Origin of the sequence: Giesbergeria sinuosa (assembly GCF_042652905.1) — a bacterium.
Taxonomy (GTDB): domain Bacteria; phylum Pseudomonadota; class Gammaproteobacteria; order Burkholderiales; family Burkholderiaceae_C; genus Simplicispira; species Simplicispira sinuosa.
The window spans coordinates 68924-87343 of record NZ_JBHSHJ010000009.1; the positions used below are offsets into that span (position 1 = coordinate 68924).

At 54.7% G+C, this 18420-nt stretch carries 14 protein-coding genes; 6 read left to right on the forward strand and 8 right to left on the reverse strand.

The features are described from left to right. Positions 1-5 precede the first annotated feature (5 nt). From nadB to ACFO6X_RS11630, 3 genes are read left to right on the forward strand one after another with little or no spacing between them, the layout of a single operon-like run. A complete protein-coding gene (gene nadB / locus ACFO6X_RS11620) occupies positions 6-1586 on the forward strand; it encodes an L-aspartate oxidase (protein WP_382433191.1) in 1581 nt (526 codons plus the stop codon). Positions 1587-1603: 17 nt separating this feature from the next. Next, positions 1604-1984, forward strand: a complete 381-nt coding sequence (gene panD / locus ACFO6X_RS11625; protein WP_382433193.1) for an aspartate 1-decarboxylase — start codon at positions 1604-1606, stop codon at positions 1982-1984. Between the two features lie 19 nt (positions 1985-2003). Continuing rightward, a complete protein-coding gene (locus ACFO6X_RS11630; RefSeq protein WP_382433195.1) occupies positions 2004-2363 on the forward strand; it encodes a 5-carboxymethyl-2-hydroxymuconate Delta-isomerase in 360 nt (119 codons plus the stop codon). Positions 2364-2378: 15 nt separating this feature from the next. On the opposite strand, the gene ACFO6X_RS11635 is transcribed toward ACFO6X_RS11630, so the two are convergent. Beyond that, complete coding sequence (locus tag ACFO6X_RS11635) at positions 2379-2789, reverse strand: hypothetical protein (RefSeq protein WP_382433197.1); 411 nt, start codon at positions 2787-2789, stop codon at positions 2379-2381. A gap of 42 nt (positions 2790-2831) precedes the next feature. Further along, a complete protein-coding gene (locus ACFO6X_RS11640; protein ID WP_382433199.1) occupies positions 2832-4610 on the reverse strand; it encodes a chorismate-binding protein in 1779 nt (592 codons plus the stop codon). 239 nt (positions 4611-4849) lie between these two features. Here ACFO6X_RS11640 and queE point away from each other — a divergent pair, with 239 nt between their 5' ends. The 3 genes from queE to ACFO6X_RS11655 all read left to right on the forward strand — a co-directional run bounded on the left by queE (position 4850) and on the right by ACFO6X_RS11655 (position 7194). Then, positions 4850-5488 carry a 7-carboxy-7-deazaguanine synthase gene (queE, locus tag ACFO6X_RS11645; protein WP_382433201.1) on the forward strand — a complete coding sequence of 213 codons (639 nt, stop codon included), beginning with the start codon at positions 4850-4852 and terminating at the stop codon, positions 5486-5488. Positions 5489-5498: 10 nt separating this feature from the next. Then, positions 5499-5864 carry a 6-pyruvoyl trahydropterin synthase family protein gene (locus ACFO6X_RS11650; RefSeq protein ID WP_382433203.1) on the forward strand — a complete coding sequence of 122 codons (366 nt, stop codon included), beginning with the start codon at positions 5499-5501 and terminating at the stop codon, positions 5862-5864. 64 nt (positions 5865-5928) lie between these two features. Further along, positions 5929-7194: a PAS domain S-box protein gene (locus tag ACFO6X_RS11655; protein ID WP_382433205.1), complete on the forward strand. Its 1266-nt coding sequence runs from the start codon at positions 5929-5931 to the stop codon at positions 7192-7194. On the opposite strand, the gene ACFO6X_RS11660 is transcribed toward ACFO6X_RS11655, so the two are convergent. The 6 genes from ACFO6X_RS11660 to ACFO6X_RS11690 all read right to left on the reverse strand — a co-directional run bounded on the left by ACFO6X_RS11660 (position 7173) and on the right by ACFO6X_RS11690 (position 18300). Then, positions 7173-10097: a bifunctional diguanylate cyclase/phosphodiesterase gene (locus ACFO6X_RS11660; protein WP_382433207.1), complete on the reverse strand. Its 2925-nt coding sequence runs from the start codon at positions 10095-10097 to the stop codon at positions 7173-7175. The genes ACFO6X_RS11655 and ACFO6X_RS11660 overlap by 22 nt on opposite strands. Positions 10098-10178: 81 nt before the next feature. Further along, the gene (locus ACFO6X_RS11665; RefSeq protein WP_382433209.1) at positions 10179-12062 is read right to left on the reverse strand and encodes a sensor domain-containing diguanylate cyclase; all 1884 of its coding nucleotides are present in this window, start codon (positions 12060-12062) and stop codon (positions 10179-10181) included. A gap of 51 nt (positions 12063-12113) precedes the next feature. Beyond that, positions 12114-13658, reverse strand: a complete 1545-nt coding sequence (locus ACFO6X_RS11670; protein ID WP_382433211.1) for a methyl-accepting chemotaxis protein — start codon at positions 13656-13658, stop codon at positions 12114-12116. 297 nt (positions 13659-13955) lie between these two features. After that, a complete protein-coding gene (locus ACFO6X_RS15855) occupies positions 13956-15566 on the reverse strand; it encodes a methyl-accepting chemotaxis protein (protein ID WP_417398468.1) in 1611 nt (536 codons plus the stop codon). Positions 15567-15601: 35 nt separating this feature from the next. Beyond that, positions 15602-16657 (reverse strand): YeiH family protein, encoded by a 1056-nt coding sequence (locus ACFO6X_RS11685; RefSeq protein WP_382433213.1) that lies wholly within the window; start codon positions 16655-16657, stop codon positions 15602-15604. Further along, complete coding sequence (locus tag ACFO6X_RS11690; protein ID WP_382433301.1) at positions 16654-18300, reverse strand: 3-(methylthio)propionyl-CoA ligase; 1647 nt, start codon at positions 18298-18300, stop codon at positions 16654-16656. Before ACFO6X_RS11690 ends, ACFO6X_RS11685 begins: the two co-directional genes overlap by 4 nt. Between the last annotated feature and the right edge of the window lie 120 nt (positions 18301-18420).

An 18420-nucleotide genomic window follows, 5' to 3' on the forward strand; every position in this document is an offset into this window, starting at 1 on the left:
TCTTTATGGCTTCACACGATTTTGATGTTCTGATTGTGGGCAGTGGCTTGGCTGGTTTGTCTGCCGCCTTGCATCTGGCCGCTACGCACCGCGTGGCCGTGATCACCAAACGCACCATGCACGATGGCTCCAGTGCATGGGCACAAGGGGGTATTGCGGCAGTGCTGGCCGATGGCGACAGCTTTGCCGCCCACATTGAAGACACGCTGGTGGCTGGGGCCGGGCTGTGTGATTTGGCCAGCACGCGCTTTGTGGTGGAAAACGCCCCAGCGGCCATCGGTTGGCTACGGGATTTGGGGGTGCCCTTCACGCTAGAGGGCGAACAGCTGCACCTCACGCGCGAAGGCGGCCACAGCGCCCGGCGCATAGCCCACGTTACCGATGCCACCGGCGCGGCGGTGCAAGAGACGCTGATTGATGTGGTGCGTGCTACGCCGGGCATCACGCTGTTTGAGCACCACACGCTGGTTGATTTGATTACCAGCCAAAAGCTGGGGCTGGCGGGGCAACGCTGTCTGGGTTTGTATGCGCTGGATGAGCAAACCGACGAGGTGATTACTTTCCGCGCGCCACAAACGGTGTTGGCTACTGGTGGCGCGGGCAAGGTGTACCTCTACACCACCAACCCTGACACCTCGACCGGCGATGGCATTGCCGCTGCGTGGCGTGCAGGTTGCCGGGTGGCAAACATGGAGTTTATCCAGTTCCACCCCACCAGCCTTTACCACCCGCACGCCAAATCTTTTTTGATCAGTGAGGCGGTGCGTGGTGAAGGCGGTCAGCTCAAATTGCCCGATGGCACCCGCTTTATGTTGGCCCACGACCCCCGTGCCGAATTGGCCCCGCGCGACATCGTGGCCCGGGCTATCGACTTTGAGATGAAAAAGCACGGCCTCGATTGCGTGTATTTGGATATTTCGCACCAGAGTCCGGAGTTTTTGCAGGAGCATTTCCCCAACATCTTGGCGCGCTGCGCCGAGTTGGGCATTGACATCACCCAAGACCCGATTCCAGTCGTGCCCAGTGCCCACTTTACCTGCGGTGGTATCCTGACCGATCTGGCCGGGCGCACCGACCTGCCCGGCCTGTATGCCGTGGGCGAAGCGGCCTGTACCGGCTTGCATGGGGCTAACCGGCTGGCGAGCAACTCGTTGCTGGAGTGCATGGTGTTTGCCCGTGCTGCCGCCCAAGCTATTGCTGCTGCACCGCGCTCGTTGATTCCGGCCCTGCCACGCTGGGACGATAGCCGGGTGCAAGACGCCGACGAGGCTGTGGTGATTTCGCACAATTGGGATGAATTGCGCCGCTTTATGTGGGACTATGTGGGCATAGTGCGCACCAACAAGCGCCTAGAGCGGGCTGCACACCGGATTCGGCTACTGCAAGAAGAAATCCAAGAGTTTTATGCCCATTTTCATGTCACGCGTGACCTGCTGGAGCTGCGCAATCTGGTGCAGGTGGCCGACCTGATCGTGCGCTCGGCCCAGATGCGCCGTGAAAGCCGAGGCTTGCACTACAGCCGTGATTACCCCAGTCTGGCCGCACCGGCGGCCCCCACCATTCTTGTTCCTCCCCTTACCCACTGAAATTGGACGTATCCATCATGTTCCGTACCTTGCTCAAATCCAAAATTCACCGTGTCAAGACCACGCATTGCGAGTTGCACTACGAAGGCTCCTGCGCCATTGACGAAGACCTGCTCGACGCTGCCAACATTGCCGAAAACGAACAGGTGCATATCTGGAACATCGACAACGGCGAGCGTTTTGTCACCTACGCCATTAAGGGCCAGCGTGGCAGCGGCATGATCTCTGTCAACGGCTCGGCAGCACGTCGTGCCTGTGTGGGCGATTTGCTCATCATTGCAGCCTTTGCCCAAGTGCACGAAGACCAGGTGAAAACGCACGAGCCAGAACTGGTGTTTGTCGATGACAACAACCGCCAGACCGAGCTGCGCCACCATGTGCCCACCCAGCAACTCTGATGCCCGCTGAAAGCTGACCATGCCCCACCTGACCGTTGAATACTCCAGTAACCTGAGCGGTTTCCCTGAAGCCCAAATGCTGGCCGAGCTCAACCAGACCGTCACCGCCAGCCCAGAGATTGCCGACGAGTTTGACCTCAAGAGCCGCTGTGTGGCCCATGCGTCTTACGCTGTGGGCACCCAAACCGCGGGCCGGGCTTTTGTGCATGTCCAATTGCGTTTGCTCTCGGGCCGCAGCCCCGAGGCCAAGCTCGACTTCTCGCAGCGCATTGCTGCTGTGTTGCGCCGCCTCACACCCCAGCCCGAGGGGCTGGTGGTGCAGTTGAGCGTAGAAATTGTCGATATGGATCGCCCTTCCTATATCAAGGATAGGCTGTAAACAGGGCAATGGGGCTTAGCTGCTGCGCTTGGCCCCATGCGATTTGAGCAGTTGCACCATTTGCTCATCCTTTTTGTGCAGCGCCAAGTCCAACAGCGAATGTCCTTGGGTATCTACTCCCCGAGGCGAAACCCCAGCACGCAACAATTGGTGGGCCGCTGCCCAGTTGCGTGCTGACACCGCAGCCAGCAGGCGCGGATCAGCGGGCGTGCGATCAAGTGCGGGCCGTGATACCGCCGCCGCCGTTGCCACATGGGCTGCCGGGGCTGCGGGTGGTGTTTCTTTTTCTTCTGGCTCGTCGGGCACCACGGGTTTATGGTCAAAGTATTCCCCCGCCAAGGAGGCCACCAAAAACCACACCACCACGGCCACGGTGATCATGGCCATGATGATCAGACCCTTGAGGATTCCATCGAGTTCATCCATCACTGCCTCCCTGTGCCATCGTCTACTGCTGGGTGCCCGCGCTTAGATCAGCTCGGCAGCGATCCAGCCGCGCAGGCTGTTCAGAAATGCCCATGCCTGTATGCGTGGCCTGTCCTCCAGCCTGACCACCGCCTCGCGCAGGCGCCCGTTGCGCAGGGCCACCGCGCGCCCCACGCCGGGCAGCAAGCCACAGTGCAATGCCGGGGTGACCCATTGACCATCCAGCAGCATGGCTACATTGCCTCGGGTGCATTCGGTGATTTCGCCTTCTTCGTTGTACAACACCGTATCGTAGATGCCTGCCAATGTGGGTGTGAAGGCATCGTAGTGTGCGCGGTGGGTGGTTTTATGGTGCACAAAGGGGCTGTGCGCCTCTGCCAGTGGCTGTGTAGCCAGTTGCAGGCGCACCTGTGGGGGGGATGCTTCTAGCGTAAAAGCTTGGGCACTGGGTTGACCACTGGAATCGAGCAACAAACGTACGCGCCAGTTCCCCTGTGGTTGGGCTTGCGCCAGATCTGCCAAGCATTGGTGGATGCGGGGGGCATCCCAAGGGTAAGAAAAATGCTGGGCCGCACGGTGCAATCGGGCCAGATGGTCAGTGCCATGACGCCATTGGCCATTTTCCAGTGCCAAGGTCTCCAGAAGGTCAAAAGACATGCTTGCTTGCTCCACAAAGGCGCGTTTGTGGCGCCACTCGTTCCATTCTGCACTGGCTTGGGAGCCTGCGGTGATGCCGCTGCCAATACCGCAGCGTGCTTGATTGCCTTGGAGTACCACGGTGCGGATGGGGACGTTAAACGTGGCATGAATGCTGCCATCGCCTAGGGGCCGCACCACACCCAGCGCACCGCAATAAATACCCCGTGGCCCCGTCTCTAGCGCGGCAATCGCCTGCATGGCCCGCACTTTGGGCGCGCCGGTGACGGAACCGCACGGAAACAAGGCACCAAACACCTGTGCCAAGCTGGTGCCAGCACGGGTGTGTGCCTGCACATCCGAGGTCATTTGCCAAACCGCGGGCAGGGCTTGGGTATGAAAGAGCCGTGGCACTTGCACACTGCCGGGGGTGGCAAGGCGCGAGAGGTCGTTGCGCAGCAGGTCTACGATCATGACGTTTTCTGCACGTTCTTTGGGGCTGTTGCGCAAGGCGGTGGCTTGGGCGGTGTCTTGTTCGGGTGTGTGGCCCCGTGGGGCTGTTCCCTTCATGGGCCGGGCCAGTATCTCCCCCCCGTGGGGCTGGCTGTGCCAGTCAAAGAACAGTTCGGGCGATACCGACAGCACCTGCTCATGGCCTGTATCGATATAGGCTGCATAGCCCCCCGGTTGTGCCCGTTGCAAGGCGGCAAACAATGCGGGCGCGGCACCGTGCGCCATGCCATCTATAGCGGCCACCATCTGCGCGGTGTAGTTGACTTGGTAATACTCGCCATTGGCAATGGCTTGTTGAATCTGGTGCAGGGCCGCATCAAACACTGGCCGTTGTGCAGGAGCACTCCAGTGCAAGGTGGGCGCTGGGGGGATGGTGGGGTGGTCTTCTGGCCAAGGCAGTGCCTGCCCATACACGGCAAACCAAGCCAGTGGGCCATCAGCGGGGTGGGTACGCAGGGCTATATCAAAAGCACCTGCTGCCTCATAGCGCAGGTAGCCTATGCACCAAGCGCCTTTTTCTGCGGCCGCCTGTACGCCATCGAGCACGGCAGGCACCTCTGACCATGTGGTGGCGGTCAGAATATGTTGTGGAGTGCCAAAAGCATGGCGCAGGCGGGTTGCGTCAGGGCCGCCATGCGGGTCAGAAAAATCGATCTTGGCAGTCAAATGCACAGCAGGCTCCAGAATCGTGCCGTGTCTGTGAGGGAGTCGTTCCGGTCATGATGGCTGTGGTTGTCGGTAGACATGGCGGGGCAGGCGCGGGATCGCTGGTCGGTAGATGAGAGGTTGGTCGGGGGTGAGTGGCCCTGCCGATCTTATGGGGCTGGTGGACGGGGTGTACTTGGAGGGGCTGCATAGCATAGACTCGCACGCCCCTAGCATCGTGCCACGGAAGATATAACCACACCCCCATGAGCTACTCCGTCAAGGAAATTTTTTACACCCTGCAAGGCGAAGGCGCCCAAGCTGGCAGGCCCGCCGTGTTTTGTCGCTTTGCTGGCTGCAATCTCTGGAGTGGCCGTGCTTCAGATCGTGCCAGTGCTTTGTGCCGTTTTTGTGATACCGACTTTGTCGGCACGGATGGCACCTTGGGTGGCAAGTTTGACAACGCCACCGCCTTGGCCGGTCAGATCGCTGCGCTCTGGCCTGCCGAGGATGCACACCATCGCTTGGTGGTGTTGACGGGCGGTGAACCATTACTGCAAGTAGATACGGCCTTGATAGATGCCTTGCACCAGCAGGGCTTTCGGATTGCTGTAGAGACCAATGGTACTGTGCTGGCGCCGCCCGGCATTGACTGGCTGTGCGTCAGTCCCAAGGCAGGCACCGATTGGGTGCAGCAGCAAGGTCAAGAACTGAAAGTGGTCTGGCCCCAAGTGGGGCTGGATTTGGCACAACTCGAAACGATGGGGCAGTTTGAGCACCGCTTCTTGCAGCCTTTGGACGATAGCCAGCAGGCGCAACACATCGCCCAGTGCATTGAAACCTGCCTGCAACGCCCGGCTTGGCGCTTGAGCCTGCAAACCCACAAACTCACTGGTATTCGTTGACACCATCACCATGCAATTTACTGTCAGCCAACGTTTTTTCTTTGACGCCGCCCACACCCTGCAACGCGAGATTGAGGCCGAAGGCAGCCGCCGTATCCACGGCCATACCTACCATGCCGAAGTGTCTATTACTGGGCCGCGCCACCCCGTCAGTGGCATGGTGATAGACCTTGGGCATCTGCGTCAGCGCCTCTCGTTGCTGCGCGAGCAACTCGACCACCATTTGCTCGATGAAGTGCCGGACTTGGGGCCAGCCACGCTGGAGAATTTGTGCCTGTTTATTGCCAAGGCGCTGGCCGATATGCAGCCAGCACCCAGCCGCGTGCGTGTTTGGCGTGACGCCGTGGGCGATAGCTGCACATTAGAGCTGCGGTGATGGGTATAAACCCTTTGAGACCCATAGGAAATGTGCTGCATGATCCACCCTGCCTGACAAGGTAATGGATGGGGAGAACGTAGTGACGACACAGCGGCTTTATCGTTTTACGATGATTTTTTGGCTCACCGTAGCCATGTGCGTTGTTTGTGCTGCTTTGTTTGGTGCCTATGCGTTTTCGGTATCACGGCTCATTGCTGCCAATGAGCAACGGCTCCATTCGTGGCAGTTGGCCTCTGAGTTGCGTCAGTCATCCGATGATCTGACGCGCATGATGCGAACCTATGCCGTCACGGGGGACGTTCAATACAAAGAGAACTATCAAGAAATATTAGATATACGCAATGGTATTGCGCCACGGCCTATTGGTTATGAGAATGTGTATTGGGATCTGGCCTTGGGTGGAAAAAGACCTTCTTCAAAAGGAGAGATAGCGCCATTGATTCAGCGTATGAATCAAGCTGGATTTACAGGAGATGAATTAAGAAAGTTGTCAGATGCAAAAAATAAATCTGATCAACTGGTAAGTATTGAGCGCATGGCTATGCGATTGACCGATGCCAGTGAGAAAAGCTCATTGCAGCGTTGGTCTGCTATTGAGATGCTGCATAACGATTTGTACCATCAAGCAAAGTTTAATATCATGCAGCCGATTGCTGATTTTAATCAGATGGTGGATGGGCGTACAGACAATGATGTACGAAAATCTAAGATCAGTGCAAATGTATTGATGGTGGCATTTTCTATCTGTGGGGTAGGGCTGTTGTGGTTGCTTTGGCAGGTACGCCGCAGTTTTCGTGCAATTGTCGGGGGGTCTGTTGCTGATTTGCATCAACTGGTCAATGCACCAAGTTCGGCAGTTGCAAAAGAAAATAACCTTTCCGCTGCGCCCACAATTATGGAGCAGTTGACGGATCTGAAGTCGAGTAATGCGATGGCAGAAGATATGCGCCGTGATACAGAGCGCGCTTTGGCAGAAGCAGAAAGGCGTTTTGTGAAAGTGATTGAAGACAGTAGTGAAGGCGTATGCGTGGTGCAGGATGCTGTCATTTGTATGGCTAATCCAAAGATCCGACAGATGTTGGGGTATGCTATTGACAGCATGATTGGGCGGCCATTTATCGATTTTCTTGTTTTAGAAGACCGTGCATTACTATTGCAGCAATTTCAGCAAGCAGGTGCGGAACATCGTTTTGAAGGTGTACGCAAATACAGATTGCGTGCAGCTTCAGGGGATTCGATATATTTTAAGATTAGAGTGTCATCGATTCAGTGGGCTGGTCGAGCAGCAATGATGTATTTTTTGAATCAGGCAGAAAAAGAGTCTTGAAATAATCGATGCCACTGTAAAAAATCATCTGCAGCCAACGGTTTGCTGTAAATATAGCCTTGAATTTCATCGCAACCCCTTTGTTTGAGGTGGTTGACAGAATTTTCAGTTTCTACACCCTCTGCGACTACTTTGATGCCGAGGGAGTGTGCCAGTGTGATTGTGTTGGCTACAATTAACTCATGCTTGGTGTCGTCCATTTGTATGATGAACGAGCGATCAAGTTTTAAGGCATGAATAGGTAGTTTTGCCAGATAAGCCAGCGATGAGTATCCCGTGCCAAAATCATCAATAAAAACATTCATGCCAACTTTTGATAAATTAACCAGTATTTCTCGAAATTCCTCCGGGTTTTCCATGAGTGCGGTTTCGGTGATTTCGAGGTCAAAATAGTTTAATTGAATGTTAAACTGTTCTGACATTTCTGTTAATCTTTGAGAGAAATTAGTGTCTCGTAAGCAGTTGGGAGAAATGTTAACGGCAATCCGAACGGTTGTTTTTGATTTTTTCCATTGGGCTGCTTGCTGCATAGCAATCGCCAAGACTTTGTAAGTCAGAGGTTTAATGAGGCCAGTCTGTTCTGCCAAAGGTATGAAGTCGTTCGGTGGAATCATTCCGCGCTCTGGATGCTTCCAGCGCACCAGTGCTTCTACACCAGTCACTGCCATAGTGGTCGTACATACCTTGGGTTGATAATTAAGAATTAATTCACCTTCCCGAATGGCCTTGCGTAGATTAGACAATAAAGTTAATTGACCAATTTTTCCTTTCTCTAAGCGGTCGCTGTAAAAAGAGAACCAATTCTCTTCGACGATGGCTTGTCGTGTTGCAATAGTGGCAAGGCGCAGTAATGTGTCTGGATCACTGGCATGTTTCGGAAAAAGTGCAATTCCGATAGTTATCTGCACATCGATAGGAATTCCAGAGTATTCAAACGGTTTTTCAAATAAAGTATGCAGGCGAATGGCCGCTTTGTTTGGATGCTCGATAGATATCGGAATAATGATGGAGAAAACGTCGTGTGAAATGCGGGCGACATAATAAATTGGCCCTACTTCTTGAGCCAATAAAATGCCAACTTGTTTGGTAATGGTGTCGGCGCCAAAAAATCCTATGGCGTCTTGAATATCAGAAACGCGTTCTATTTTAAGAATAATGATGGATAATTCTTCGCCAGATCTTTTGGCATCATTAATAAATTTAGAAAGCTGTAAATCAAGTTCAATAGAGTTGGGTAGGCCTGTGGCAAGATCAAATCTTCTTTGACGGGCAGAAAGCTCTTCAGCGCGCGCACGGTCTTGATGAGCACGATGATTAGAGATACCAAATGTTAATTCCTCTGTCATTTTCTCCAGAAGTTCTACTTCTTCTGGAGAGAAGGCATTGGTTTGGGTGGAGTAAATGGACAATATGCCAAATGAATCTCCATGCTCTTTCAGGGGTAGGGCTATGACTGAACGGTAGCCACGTTCTTTTACAATCTGGCGCCATGGGCCGATACCAGGGTCTTTTTCTAAATGGTGTACCAGTTCGATAGAGCCCGAAGTAAATGCACGCATGCTCGGGCCGTGGCCGTATTCGCCACCACCCCAGCTGAGAGGAATCTTTTTTAAGATATCTATATTTGCACCATAATGCGCAACAATTCTCATTTCTTTTTCTGTGCTATTTTTTCGGAAAGCTATCCATGCCAGTGAATAATCTCCTGTGTCAACAATAACTTGGCAGATTTTTTGTAAAAGATCCTCTTCATTTTTTGCTTGAATGATGGTGCTGCTTACACTGCTTAATACACGCAATGTTCGGTTTAAGCGCAAAATTTCTGATTTATCCATCATGGCCAGAGCCATGTCGTCAAATGTGGTTGCTAATTGTCCAATTTCACTAGAGTCATGTGGAATTCCGGTGCGTGAAAGATAGTCGCCTTGGCTTAAACGTTTGGCTGCATTTGTAATTGCAGCCAATGGTTGCAGGAATAGTTTTTCACTGCCAAGCCAGATCAGTAAAAAAGAGGAGGCGGTTAGAATAAACCCTACAAAAATAGCTTCTTGAAATTGTTGATTCGCTACAAGAGTAGCAGTTTTCTTGTAAACACTGACCCAAACATAAATTGTGCCTGAAGGCGTCTCTATAAATGGAGTGAAGGCGTAGATGCGAGATTGACCATCCAAGCCATTTTCTTCCCCTATGCCCCGTCCTCCTTTTTCCAATATATTTTTATGAAAAGGAGTTTGGCTGATGTCTTGACCCACCATGCGGGCAGGATCTGGATAATGGGTGTATACAGTACCTCGCTGATCAACAACTCCCATGCGCATCAAGGATTGCAACGGATTGTTCTGAAACTGTATACGAAGAAAATCCAAATTAAAAGATAAAAGTAAAATGCCTTTGGGTGGGTCAGTGCCATTGCGTAAAGAGACCGCAATCGGTAATGACCATTTTTCAGTCATTCCAGATACCATGGGGTCATGCTGTACGGGATAAATGCTACGTTGCACATGCTGTAAGAATTTTCGAGAAATTTCTCCCCTGAATTGAGATTGATTGGCCAAAGTAGAGCAGCGCATTTCACCATCGGGGGTGAGGATAGAGGCGCTTTCGAGGGCATGGTTCCACTCTTGAAAACGGGCTAGTGTATCAATGCAGGACTGCCGTGAATTCAAAGAGCCTAAATCTCGATTAACTAAAATCGTATTAGCCAGCGTGTTGATGCCTTGTAGTAACTGTCGTTGCTGTATGGCTATGGCATCTGTCTGGGTTTGAAGTTGCAGCAGTGCTTTAGAAATATCTGACGAGCGCCGTTCGTAGGCCCGAAAGACGGCAACCAGCATGACCAAAAACATTACCATGCCAAGCAAGGCAATAATGTGAATTCGCAGGCTTTTGAGATTCAGTGTCATAGAAATTTTTTGACTATTGCTACTGCTGGATTGATACCGATCTATCCAGCTAGCCAGCTATGGTGAATAGAATGATTCCCCTTAGTCCATGACACGATTGCGTCCGCACTCTTTGGCGCGATACAATGCTTCATCAGCACGTTTGAGTGCATTTTGAATGTCTTGCTCTCCTTCTTGCCAAGTGGCTATGCCCAAACTGGCCGTTACATGCAGAATTTTGCCATTGGCTAGCGGAATAGGTGTTGTAGCCATGGTATGCCTTATTCTTTCGGCAAGCATACGCGCTTCTTCTAGGCCAGATTGGGGTAGCAATACAGAAAATTCTTCCCCTCCCATGCGGGCAGGAATATCTTGATCTCTGGACATCAATTGAATTGTTTTGGCAGTCGCTATCAGTACTTGATCACCGACATCATGACCATATTCATCGTTGACATGTTTGAAATGGTCTAGATCGATAGAAATAATAGAAAAATCATGGCCTTGGTGATGGGCCTCTGCAATCAGATTTTTAGATTCCAACGAAAATTTTCTGCGGTTGGCTAAACCAGTGAGTGGATCGGTAAAGGCTTCGGTTTTTAAATGGTGTTCACGTTCTACGCGATCACTGACATCTACAATCACCAGCAATAGGCAAGGTTCAGCATAGGCGTCCAGTTCGGCCACATTAGTGCAGTGAACTTCTGCATGTATCTTTCCGGCGCGCGTCATCAGCTCTACAAGGGTGATGGGGGTTGCGGCCCGTGACCAGTCTTCAAAAATATCAATATCTTTGAATAGACGGTCGAGCGGCTGCTCTTCTCCTGCCAAAGCACCAAAGCATTCGATCATGGCAGTATTGCTGCGCACAATCACATGGGTGTTACGGTTGACAATCACTATGGGAATGGGAAGCTCCATCAATACTTTGCGGGTGACGTGGGCATTAATCTCTAAGCGTTCTTGGATTTCTATGGCTGTACGCATGGTGTTTAGACCCCATAGCCAAGCAGTAATCAGTAATAAAATCAAGCCCCCGTTGACAATGGTACTGAACACCCATCCCCCCAAATAGTCGGCTGGGCTCAGACCTACCAACAGGATGAGCTCGCCGGAGGTCAGGGCATAGGGCAAACTGCGTTTGATAGTCAGGCGCTGGACGCGGTCTATCGGCGACCTGATCCAAAAACTACCCGCACCGGGGCCAGCATGGGAGTAATCCATAGGTTCGAGTTGCTGCCCGATATTGACGGTCAATGGCGTGGGTTTTCTGACCAACAGGGTGTTCTTGGCATCGAGCAATGTGACATTGCGGCCTTCGCCTAACAGGGGAACGTCAAACACCGCGTCTAAGACCGACAACGGCTCTAGCAATATGGCAATGGCCTGTAAGTCGCCAGCTGGCGAACGGATGGCCCGGCTGATCATGAAGGCTGGGGCGTGGGAGAGCGTGCGTGCAAAACGAACATCTGCTTGGATGCCGCCCCGTGCTTTGAATTGATCGATGATTTCTGGCAGACCCACCAAGCGGTTCACCAGATCCGGGTCGGTTTCTGCAACGGCTTTGCCTGTGACGTCGAGCAGCAGCAGCTCAATGCCGGGGGTGAGTTCGTTGTAGAGGCGGCGGATGGATTTGAGCTCATCTTGGCAAACCAAGGGGCAACTGGAGCGGCTGTGTTGGTTGCGCCGAACGGCTTCATGGATGGCATTCGAAATGGAACGGTTGGTGGCAAAAAGGTCGACGATGCCGCGTTCAATTTGTCGGGACGTGTCCGACAGATGCTTATAGGCGTTTTGCTCTTGGGCACGATAGTCTGACCACGTTTGGAAAGACAACAACGCAATGCTGCCCCAGATCAGGCAACTGATGATCCAGGCAATGCTGCGCCGACTGTGGTTGCGGTGGGCTAAAAAGAAGGCTATGAGGTTGTTGCGCAAGGTTCCCGACGAGGAGGGGGAGGGTGATGCATCAGGGGTGTTAGTCATGGGCAGGGCTGGCGATGGCAGGCAAACAAGGGAGAGAGACTGTGGGTGTTCTCAGCGAAAGACTTGCACGGCTTCGGCCAGATGCGTGCTTTGGTCGTGCAGGCAGGCGGAGGCTGCCGCTGCTTGTTCTACTAGAGCGGCGTTTTGCTGAGTGATGGCATCAAAACGCGCCAACGCATCATTGATCTGCACGATCTTGGTGCTTTGGCTCTGGGCTGAGGCACTGATGGTTTCAATCATGCTTGACACTTGTTGAACGCGATGTTGGATGTCGGACATGGCTTGTCCAGCGGCATCGACCAATTGGGTGCCAGTCTCTACTTGGTGGGTGCTGTTGTCAATCAGCGCCTTGATCTCTTTGGCGGCTTGGGCACTGCGCTGGGCCAGCGTGCGTACTTCATCGGCCACCACGGCAAAACCCCGTCCTTGCTCTCCTGCGCGGGCGGCCTCCACGGCGGCATTGAGCGCTAGAATGTTGGTCTGAAAGGCAATGCCATCGATTAGGCTGGTGATGTCGGCAATCTGGTGCGAGGACTGGCTGATGGTCTGCATGGTGGCAATCACCTGCTGCATGGTGTGGCTGCCGTGGTGTGCCGATTGTGTGGCGCCGCCCGCCATTTCCTGTGCTTGCACAGCGGTTTGGGCACTGTGGTGTACGCTCTCTGTGATTTGTGCCATCAAGGCACTGGTTTGTGCCACATGGTGGGCCGCTTGCTCTGTGCGGTGGCTCAAGTCCACATTGCCTTGGGCAATTTCACGCACGGCGTGTTGCACAGAGGTGGCTTGGCTGGCAACATCGTCAATCAGCCAACGAAACATCTGGCCCAATTGGCTGACGGTGCGTAAAGTCATGCCGATTTCATCGACGCGGTCGATGTGGGCAGGCATGTGGTTGGCACCGGTGGCTACGTTCAGTGCCATTGCCTGCACTTGTTCCAGCGGTTTGGCAATGTGTTGCTCTAGCAGTAGACCAATGCAGCCTGCCAGCAGCAATATCCACAACAGCACCATCCCACCTTCGCCCCCTAGAGTGCGGATGGCGAAAGCGCCGCCCACACTGAGCAGTGCCATGCTGCCAATCAGCAGCCGGATGCGGGTTCGCACCCCCATTGTGCGGCCCCAACTGAGCACCGCTTTGAGGCCGGAATACACCAGAATGCCTTTGTGCAGTTTTTGCTGGCGTGTAGTGCCGGTGCGCAGGTGTTGGTAGAACTGCTCGGCAGCGGCACTGTCGGTGGCTAGGGCAGGGGTACGCACCGACATGTATCCTGTCTGCTGGCCGTTGCGCACGATCGGCACGGTATTGGCCCGAACCCAGTAATGGTCGCCATTTTTGCGGCGGTTTTTAACCAGGCCCGTCCACGGTTGACCAGCACGCAGCGTGTGCCACATATCGGCAAATGCTTCTGGGGGCATCTCGGGGTGGCGCACGATGTTGTGCGGCTGGCCTTGCAATTCTGTGCGTGTGAAGCCACTCACATCCACAAAGGCTGCATTGGCATACACAATGCGGCCCCGAGTGTCGGTGGTGGACATCAGAGTGGTATCAGCCGAAAACTCATAAAGTTGCCCAGTGACAGGCTGGTTGTTGCGCATGATCAACCTTTTGAAAGCAAACTAAAAAAGAAAACCCCCGTAGATGGAGCCAATCAAACCGGCAGCGTCATGTGTGACGCCCTTGTGCCCATGTTGTTAGAAGGTTGCCCAATCGCTAAATGCTCAGAGAAGCCCTAGCACCAATGACTGGGAGGCAAAGAGTGCAGCCGATAGGCTGCACTGGGGGCTGAAAATATGAAGACAACGCGGAGATCAGGCACCATCCATGAGCACCAAGGTGCACTGATCCGTGTGCCGGTATGGCGTCACATGGCTGCGGCGGCAGGTAAAGACGGCTTAGACAGGCAAGCGAGTGGGCTGGGAGACGCTTTCAGTGAAGGGGGCCGCGTCACTTGGGTCGGTTTGAAAGACCGCGACGGCGTGTACCAAATCTTGGGCTTGTAGGCGTAAGCTGTCTGCCGCAGCTGCCATCTCTTCGACTAAGGCAGCGTTTTGCTGGGTGGCTTGGTCCATTTGCACTACGGCCTCGCCGATTTGGGCCATGCCGGTGCTTTGTTCGGTGGTGGCGGTACTGATCTCTCCCATCAGACCCTTAACACGGTAGATATGCGTCACGACCTCGTCTATGGTGTGCCCGGCCCGCTCGGCCAACGTGTTGCCTTGTCCTACACGGTCGATGTTTTCGGTGATCAACGCTTTGATTTCTTTGGCGGCGGTGGCGCTGCGTTGTGCCAGATGACGAACCTCGCTGGCCACCACGGCAAAACCACGCCCTTGCTCTCCTGCTCTGGCCGCTTCTACGGCTGCATTGAGCGCCAAAATATTGGTCTGAAAGGCAATGCCGTCAATCACGCCGATGATGTCGGCCATTCTGCGGCTGGCATCACTGATGTCTTTCATGGTAGATACCACTTCCGTGACGGCTTGCCCTCCCTGGGTAGCTACTGTGGCGGCGCTTTGCACCAGTTGGTTGGCCTGTTGGGTGTTGTCTGCGTTGTGGCGCACGGTGGCACTCAGCTCTTCCATGCTGGCGGCGGTTTGTTCTAAGGCACTGGCCTGGCTTTCGGTGCGGGCGCTCAAGTCTTGGTTGCCCTGGGCAATTTGGGTGCTGGCGCTGGCCACTGCACCACTGCCTTGGCGCACTTGCACCACGATGGCCTGTAGTTGCTGGCGCATTTGTTCTAACGCATGGAGCATGTGGGCCACTTCATCTTGGCCCTGTGGATGCAGCGCCATGCGCATGTCTCCGGTGCTCATGCTGCGCACAGCGGCCACGGCCTGGGCCAGCGGTGCAGTGACACTGCGGCTGATCAGCACCCCCAGCGCGATGCCTAATAGCACACACAAGGCAGCCAAAGCCAAAGTGATATTGCGGCTGCGCTCGTACAGCACCGTATTGTTGTCAGAGACTTGTTTGGCATTGCGTTCAAAGTGTTCGGTCAGTTCAAACATAGACTGACCCACCTGCATGCTGCGTGGCATGGCATGGCGGTGCAGATATTGCAGTATGGGGCTGTTGGCATGCAGTTCTGCGGTTTGTAGTTGCTTGAGCATTTCTTGCACGCTTTGCTCATCGGCAGCCCAAGCTTGTTCCACCTTGCGGATAGCTTCTGTGGTGGGCCCATCCATCGCTTTTTGGCGGGCTTGTTCTATTAGGTCGATGCTCTTGGCGCGCCATTGCTGCATACGCTCCAGCGCCTGCGCCCGTTCGGCAACCGTGGTGGCCAGAATGGCATCACGCAGCGCCACTACCCCCACATAGCGTTGCACATTAGCCTCTTTGGCCAACGATAGCCCCAGGGTATCGCGTTCATACAAGGCGGTGTCAGCGGCATCTAGTTGCCCCATGTTGTAAACGGCAAAAATGCCCAGAAGACCCCCCAGCGAAGCTACCAGCATAAAAGCGGCAGTCAGGCGGCTAGAAATGGAATAATCGGAGAGACGCATGGTTTTATCGGGTGCTGGCGTTGGTTAGTGCTCGCTTAGATGCCAGACCAATGCCGGTGGATCAGCATCAGACCAAAAAACAGCACGGCCAAAAACAGGGTCTGCAACACCATCAGCGCCACGGGCTTCCAGCCCACGGTCAAAATGTCTTTCAGGTGGGTTTTCATACCGATGGCGACCATCGCCGTGACCAAAAACATGCGCGACACTTCGTTGCCGCCACTGACCATCCAGGTCGGCAACCAGCCGGTGCTGTTGACCACCACCAAAACAATGAAGCCCACGGCAAACCAAGGCAGCAATGGTGGGCGGGCGCCACTGTCACTCAAGGTAATGCCGTCATCGGGGGTATTTTGTTCGCGTTGGCGCAGCATGTGCTGGCGCGTCATCCAAACGGCCAACACAATCACCGGCACCAGCATGGCAACGCGCATCAGTTTGACCACCGTAGCGGCATCACCCGCAGGGTTGCTGATGCTGTAACCGGCCCCCACCACCTGTGCTACATCATGGATGGTGCCGCCCAAAAAAAGCCCTGCCTCCAAATCGTTTAGCCCCAAAGCACGTACCACTATCGGGTAGAGCACCATGGCGATGGTGGACAGGGTGCTGACGCCAATGACCGTGAACAGGGTGGCTCGTTCTTTCTGCGGGTGTTGCGGAAAGGCCGCCGAGATAGCCAAAGCCGCCGAGGCACCGCAAATGGCTACGGCACCCCCACTGAGCAAGCCAAAGAACTTCTGAAACCCCATCAGCTTGGCGGCCAGAATGCCAAACGCAATAGTGACTGCCACAGACAGCACCACCATGGCTACCGGCTGCCAGCCCATGGCTTGCACCTGTCCGGCCGTGATCTTCAGCCCCAGCAGGGCCACGCCAGCGCGCAAGATTTGCCGTGCTGCAAACTCAATGCCGGGCTTGCAGCGGCCTTCGGTGGACAGAAAGTTGACGGCCATGCCCAGCAACAGGGCAAACAGCATGACTGGTGCGCCGTAGTGTTCGGCCAGATACAGAGCGGCCACCGCGATGATGGCCGAAAGCATCAGACCCGGCCACAGGGGCGCCCAATGGGGGGGCAAAGAGAGGCTCATTGCAGACCTTGGTCGATCAAGTGGTTTTGGTATTGTTCGCGCAGACGGTGCTTGAGCATCTTGCCGGTGGCCCCCAGCGGGATGGCATCGATAAAGATCACATCGTCTGGCGTCCACCACTTGGCAATCTTGTCGCCGTAGAAGGCCAATAGGGTGTCTTTGTCAAGTTCTGCGCCCGGTTTGATGCTCACCAGTAGCAGCGGGCGTTCATCCCATTTGGGGTGGCGGGCGGCAATGCAAGCGGCCATGGCTACAGCCGGGTGCGACATGGCTATGTTTTCGAGGTCAATGGAGCTGATCCACTCGCCGCCCGATTTGATGACATCCTTGCTGCGGTCGGTGATGTTCATAAAGCCTTGGGGGTCGATGGTGGCCACATCGCCGGTGGGGAACCACGAGCGCCCTTGTCTATCGGCTACCGTGGCACTGTGCTGACCATGGATATAGCTGTCTACCACCCAGTGGCCGCTGACCATCAGTTCACCGGCAGTCACCCCATCCCAGGGCAACTCCTCTCCTTCGGCATTAATGATTTTCATGTCAATGCCAAAAATCGAGCGGCCTTGTTTGTTTTGGATGGCACGGCGTTGCTCTAGTGGCCAACCTTGTTGCTCGTTCTTGAGCGTACAAACTGTGCCCATAGGGCTCAGTTCAGTCATACCCCAAGCGTGGATCACCTGCACGCCGTATTGCTCCTCAAAGGTGTTGATCATCACTGGGGGGCAGGCCGAGCCGCCAATCACGGTACGCTTCATGGTGCTAAAGCGCAATTGCTGCGATTGCACATGGTGGAGCAGCCCCTGCCAAACGGTAGGCACGCCAGCGGCCATCGTCACGCCTTCGGCTTCAAACAGTTCATACAGCGACTTGCCATCCAGCGCCGGGCCCGGAAACACCAGTTTGGCCCCGACCATGCAGGCTGAATAGGGCAAGCCCCATGCGTTGACGTGGAACATCGGCACCACGGGCAAGATGGCATCGCGTGCGGAGAGGTTGAAGGCATCTGGCAACGCCGATGCAAGGCTGTGCAGTACCGTGGAGCGGTGGCTGTAGAGTACGCCCTTGGGGTTGCCGGTGGTGCCGCTGGTGTAGCACAGCGAGGAGGCGGCCTGCTCATCCAGCAGGGGCCAGTCGTACAGCCCGGTCTCGGCAGCCAGCAGGTCTTCGTAGCACAGCAAGTGCGGCAGCGATGTGTGCTGTGGCATGTGTGCCCGGTCGGTCATGAGCACAAAATGCCGGATGTGGCTGAATTGGTGGGCAGCGCCTTCGAGCAGTGGCAGGAAAGTCAGGTCAAAGCACAGCACCTGTGCATCGGCGTCTTGAGCGATCCACGCCATTTGATCGGGGTGCAGGCGGGGGTTCAGGGTGTGCAGCACCAGTCCGGAGCCTGAGGCACCGTAATACAACTCCAGGTGGCGATAGCTGTTCCAAGCCAGTGAGGCCACCCGCTGGCCTGGGGTCAGGCCCAGGCGTTGCAAGGCTTGGGCTAATTGCCGCGCACGGGCGGCCATATCTTTGTAGGTATAACGGTGGATATCTCCTTCCACACGGCGGGAGACGATCCATTGCTCGCTGTGGTGCCGTTCGGCATGGCGCAGCAGAGAGGAGATCAACAAAGGTTGGTGCATCATTTGGCCGTACATCGCAAAAGGCTCTTTCTGGTTCAAAAGCAGTCAAAAAGGAAAAAACAGCCCCCCGCCTCCCTGCACAGAGAGGGCGTAGAACAGGTCGGGGCAGTGGGGGGGCAGGTGCTGTCGTGACAG